The following is a 5,224-nucleotide window of genomic DNA, read 5'->3' on the forward strand; positions in this document are numbered from 1 at the left end:
AGCCTGCTGCCGGTCAACGGGCTGATCATGGCCACCGCGCCGGTGCTCTTCGGCCTCATGCCCGGCCCGCTCGGCGTCGCACTCTGAGGTACGGCCTCGCCTTCGCAGCGTCTCACCTCGGTGGCCTGCTCGGCTTGCGCCGGGCCTGCCCGGAGCCGCGCCCTGCTCCCAGGGCGTGCTGCGCACGTGCCACACGGGTGGAGTCCCGTCCTCCGGCCCCGCCCGCCAGCCATGCGCCGCGTGCTGCCGCCTTCGCCGCGCCCTGCTCTCGCCGGGGGTCCGCTCCTCGTGGTCCCGCGGCTACGGGACGACCGTCACCGGCCAGCGTCCGGCCTTCACCAGGCGGACCGCCACCGAGCCGATGATCCGGTGACCGGCCTGCTCCGAGGCGCCCACCACCACCGCGTCGGCCTTGAGTTCGTCGGCCGCCTTCACCAGGCCGTTGTACGGGTCGCCGCGGAAGGTGTGGAACTCCCAGCGCACCTCGAATATCCCCTTGACCCGCTCGGCCGCGTCCCGGATGTAGGTGACCAGGTCCTCGGCGATCGCGTCGGTCGTCTCCGCCACCGGCGCCCCCAGCGCCGCCCCCGCCGCGAGCACCGGCTGCACGTACACCACGGCCAGCAGCGCGCCCTGCCGACGGGCCAGCCCACCCGCGTACGCGGCGGCACGCAGCGACGAGTCCGAGCCGTCCATCCCGACCACGATGACCTTCGGACCGTCCGTGCCCCGCTCGAACCGGTGCGAGCGCTGTTCGTGCTGTTCCGTCACGAGCCGAGGCTATCGGAACCGCCGGTTCCCGCCGAGGCTCGGGACCTCCCGGGGTTCCCGGCGGCTCTCGACGGGCGAGCCGCCCGGCCCCTTCCTAGAGTCGGAACCATGACTGCCACCGCGGAGCCCGCCGCGCGCAGGGACGCCACGGCCCGGACACACCCGCCCGCCGACGAGCGCCTCGGCTGGGTGCCGGAGGCCTTCGCGACCCTCTTCGCCGCCCTCGGCCTGCTGTGCGCCCTGCTCGCGCTCATCGAACCGCTGCGTCGCCTGCTCCGCCCGGTCGTCCACGTCGTCGACCTGCTGCTGGTGCCCGTCAGCGCCAACCTCGCGTACGCGGTGTTCCTGTTCCTGCTGGCCGCCGCCATCGCCGCCCGCAAGAAAGTCGCCTGGTGGCTGGTCGTCGTCTATCTGGGGCTCGTCGTCCTCACCGACGCGCTCGGCGTGGCCCTCGGCCTGTACGCCGAGTCGCTGCCGTCCCTGGTCCTGTGCGGCCTGCTGCTGCTCCTGCTGATCGTGGCCCGCGGGCAGTTCTACGCCGCCTCCCGCCGCGGTGCCGTGTGGCGGGCCCTCGCCGTGCTGCTGGGCGGGCTCGTCGTGGCGATCCTGCTCGGCTGGGGCCTGGTCATGCTGTTCCCGGGCACGCTCCCGGCCTACCAGCACCTGGCCTGGGCGGCCGACCGGGTGTGCGGCGGCCTGGTCCCGGCCAGCTCCTTCGCCGGGCGTCCCCCGCGCGAGGTCACCTTCGTGCTCGGCCTGCTCGGCGCGCTGGCCCTGCTCAACGCCGCCGCCACGCTCTTTCGTTCACAGCGCCTGGAAGCCGCCCTGCACGGCGACGAGGAGGCCCGCATCCGCGCCCTGCTCAAGGCGTACGGCGCGCGGGACTCGCTCGGCTACTTCGCCACCCGCCGCGACAAGGCCGTCGTCTTCTCGCCCAGCGGCAAGGCCGCCATCACCTACCGCGTCGAGGCCGGGGTGTGCCTGGCCAGCGGCGACCCCGTCGGCGACCGGGAGGCCTGGCCGCACGCCATCGCCGCCTGGCTGGACGTGGCCCGCCGCTACGCCTGGGCGCCCGCCGTGATGGGCGCCTCCGAGGACGGCGCCCGCGCCTACGCCCGCGCCGGACTCGGCGCGCTGCAGCTCGGCGACGAGGCCATCGTGCACGTGGCCGCCTTCGACCTGGACGGCCGGGACATGCGTGTCACCCGGCAGGCCGTGCACCGGGTCCGCCGCACCGGGGCCACCTGCCGCATCCGCCGCCACGCGAGCCTCACCGAACGGGAGATGGAGGAGATCGTCGACAAGGCCGACGCCTGGCGGGACACCGAGACCGAGCGCGGCTTCTCCATGGCCCTGGACCGGCTCGGCGACCCCACCGACGGCGACTGCCTGCTGGTCGAGGCCCTCGGCGACGACGGCCGGCTCCTCGCCCTGCTCTCCTTCGTGCCCTGGGGCCGCGACGGCGTCTCCCTGGACCTGATGCGCCGTGACCGCGCGGCCCCCAACGGGGTCATGGAATTCATGGCCGCCGAACTCTGCGCCGTCGCGCCCAAGCTGGGCGTGCGCCGGATCTCGCTGAACTTCGCGGTGTTCCGGTCCGTCTTCGAGGAGGGCGCGCGCATCGGCGCCGGACCGGTCCTGCGGCTGTGGCGCCGGCTGCTGCTGTTCTTCTCCCGCTGGTGGCAGCTGGAGGCCCTGTACCGCTCCAACGCCAAGTACCACCCGGAGTGGTACCCGCGCTTCATCTGCTACGCCGAGACCGCCTCCCTGGCCCGCATCGGCCTCGCCTCCGGCATCGCCGAAGGCTTCGTCTCCGTACCTTCGTTGCGCAAACTCTGGGGAAAGGGGCACCCGAAGAGCGGACAGCGGCCCGCCACCACGGAGGGCCTGCCGTCTCTGACGGCGCTCGGCCTCGACGGAGGGGACGAGGCCGGGGCCGTCGCCCCGGACGCGGGCCTGCCCGAACAGGTCCGCGTCCGGCACCACAAGCTCGACCGGCTGCGCGCCACCGGCACCGACCCCTACCCGGTCGGCGTGCCCGTCCCCTCCCACGCCCTCGCCGACGTCCCGCCCGACGCGGACGTCACCGTGGCCGGACGTGTCATGCTCGTCCGCGACTTCGGCGGCATCGTCTTCGCCGTCCTGCGCGACTGGTCCGGCGACCACCAGATCGCCCTCACCCGCGACCGCTCCGGCGCCGCCGCCCTCGACCGCTTCACCGCCGGCACCGACATCGGCGACCACGTCACCGTCACCGGCCGGGCCGGGCTGAGCGAGAAGGGCGAGCCCACCGTCTTCGTCCTCTCCTGGCAGCTCACCGGCAAGTGCCTGCGCCCGCTGCCGGACAAGCGCCGGGGCCTCGCCGACCCCGAGGCCAGGGTCCGCCGCCGCTACCTCGACCTGGTCACCAGCCCCGACGCGCGCGCCGTGGTCCGCGCCCGCTCCACCGCCGTACAGGCCCTGCGCCAGGGGCTGCTGGACCGCGGCTTCCTGGAGGTCGAGACCCCGATGCTCCAGCAGATCCACGGCGGCGCCAACGCCCGGCCCTTCACCACCCACATCAACGCCTACGACCTCGACCTCTACCTGCGCATCGCCCCCGAGCTGTACCTGAAGCGGCTCTGCGTCGGCGGCCTGGAGAAGGTCTTCGAGATGGGCCGCACCTTCCGCAACGAGGGCGTCTCCTACAAGCACAACCCCGAGTTCACGATGCTGGAGGCCTACCAGGCGCACGCCGATTACGACGTCATGCTCGACCTCACCCGCGAGCTGATCCAGGGCGCCGCGACCGCCGCCTTCGGCACCCCGGTGGCCCGCAAGGACGGCCGGGAGTACGACATCTCGGGGCCCTGGCCGGTCCGGACCGTGCACGGCGCCCTCTCCGAGGTGCTGGGGGAGGAGATCGGCCCCGGCACCGAGCTGCTGCGGCTGCACCGGCTGTGCGACCGCACGGGCGTGCCGTACACCGCCGACGACGGGCCCGCCGACGTGATCCTGGAGATGTACGAGCGGCTCGTCGAGGAACGCACCGTGCTGCCCACCTTCTACAAGGACTTCCCGACCGAGGTCTCCCCGCTGACCCGGCAGCACCGCACCGAGCCGCGGCTCGCCGAGCGCTGGGACCTCGTCGCCTTCGGCACCGAACTCGGCACCGCCTACTCGGAACTGACCGACCCGGTCGAACAGCGCCGCCGGCTCACCGAGCAGTCGCTGCGGGCGGCCGGCGGTGACCCGGAGGCCATGGAACTGGACGAGGACTTCCTGCAGGCCCTCGACTACGCGATGCCTCCGACCGGCGGCCTCGGCATCGGCGTGGACCGGGTCGTCATGTTCCTCACCGGCCTGACGATCCGGGAGACGCTGCCGTTCCCGCTGGTGCGGCGCCGCTGACCCCCGGAGCCGGATCGGCACCCGGCACGCTCCGCCGGGGCAGGGTCAGCAGCGCCACCGCCGCGGCGGCCAGCGACAGCGCCACACCGAGCTCGAAGCAGTCACGGATGCCGCCCGCCACGAGGGCGTTGTACGCCTCGGCGCTGCCGATGCCCGGGGCGGCCTGCCGGTTCACGGCCGTGACGATGCCGACGAACAGCGACAGGCCGAGGCCGGCGCCGAGCTGCCGGGACGAGTTCAGCCCCTGCGGCAGGGCACCGCTCCCGGAGCGGGCGAAACCCACCGGCAGGGCCAGCACCCCGCAGCCGAACGCGACCAGCAGCAGCGGCAGCAGCACATCGGCGGTCTGGAAGCCGCTCTCCCGGCTCAGCAGCACGAACCCGACGGCCGCCACCCCGCAGGCCCCGGCCACCGTGGCGGCGAGACCGGCGCGGGCCGCGACGACGGGCAGCACCAGCCACCCCAGCAGCACCCCGGCGACGGCGGACAGCAGGGCCCAGCCGACCTGCATCGCGGACAGACCGCCGAGCAGCTGCAGGGCCAGGGTGAGGGCGAACACGACACCCGCCAGACAGGAAGCCAGCAGGGTCACCACCGTGTACGCGCCGAACGCGGCACGCTCCCGGTACAGCCGGGCGAACAGCGCCGGCACCCTCTCACCCCGGCCGAACCAGCCCAGCGAGGACGGCACCAGCGCGCCGGCCACGGCGATGACGATGATCGTGGTCGGGGACAGGTTCCGGTCCCCGAGCCAGTCGGCGAACCAGGCCAGGAAGCCCAGCGGGACGACGCCCAGCGCGGCCCGGCCCACCCGGCTCCGGGCCCCGGCGAGGGGCGCGGACTCGGCGAGCGCCACCGGGGTCAGCACCAGGAGCAGCGCCCCGGCCGCGGCCTGCACCCAGAACACCGTCTCGCCGCGCACCGCGGCGTCCAGCAGCATGGTGCACGGCAGCAGCACCGCCGGTGCGGCGCAGGCGACGACCGCGAAGTGCACGCTCAGCGCGCATTTTCGGGGGTGAGGCCGCGGACCGGCGCTTCCCTTACGCGGGCGGGCTGGCGATGC

The 5,224-nt window shown here is 74.2% G+C and carries 3 protein-coding genes; 1 reads left to right on the top strand and 2 read right to left on the bottom strand.

Annotated elements, in window-relative coordinates:
* Positions 1 to 300: 300 nt before the first annotated feature.
* On the bottom strand, positions 301 to 771 hold the full coding sequence (locus ACWEN3_RS40815; RefSeq protein ID WP_452982085.1) for a universal stress protein: 471 nt from the start codon (positions 769 to 771) through the stop codon (positions 301 to 303).
* A gap of 108 nt (positions 772 to 879) precedes the next feature.
* On the opposite strand from ACWEN3_RS40815, the gene lysX reads away from it, so the two are divergent.
* Complete coding sequence (gene lysX, locus ACWEN3_RS40820; protein ID WP_452982088.1) at positions 880 to 4,161, top strand: bifunctional lysylphosphatidylglycerol synthetase/lysine--tRNA ligase LysX; 3,282 nt, start codon at positions 880 to 882, stop codon at positions 4,159 to 4,161.
* Here the strand turns inward: lysX and ACWEN3_RS40825 are convergent.
* Positions 4,106 to 5,155: a hypothetical protein gene (locus ACWEN3_RS40825; RefSeq protein WP_452982091.1), complete on the bottom strand. Its 1,050-nt coding sequence runs from the start codon at positions 5,153 to 5,155 to the stop codon at positions 4,106 to 4,108. The two genes, lysX and ACWEN3_RS40825, sit on opposite strands and share 56 nt — an antisense overlap.
* Positions 5,156 to 5,224: the final 69 nt, after the last annotated feature.

The organism is Streptomyces sp. NPDC004561, from assembly GCF_053602155.1.

What these genes read in the sequence shown, in the direction of transcription:
- lysX (WP_452982088.1), top strand. Translation starts at nt 880, where the DNA reads ATGACTGCCACCGCGGAGCCCGCCGCGCGCAGGGACGCCACGGCCCGG.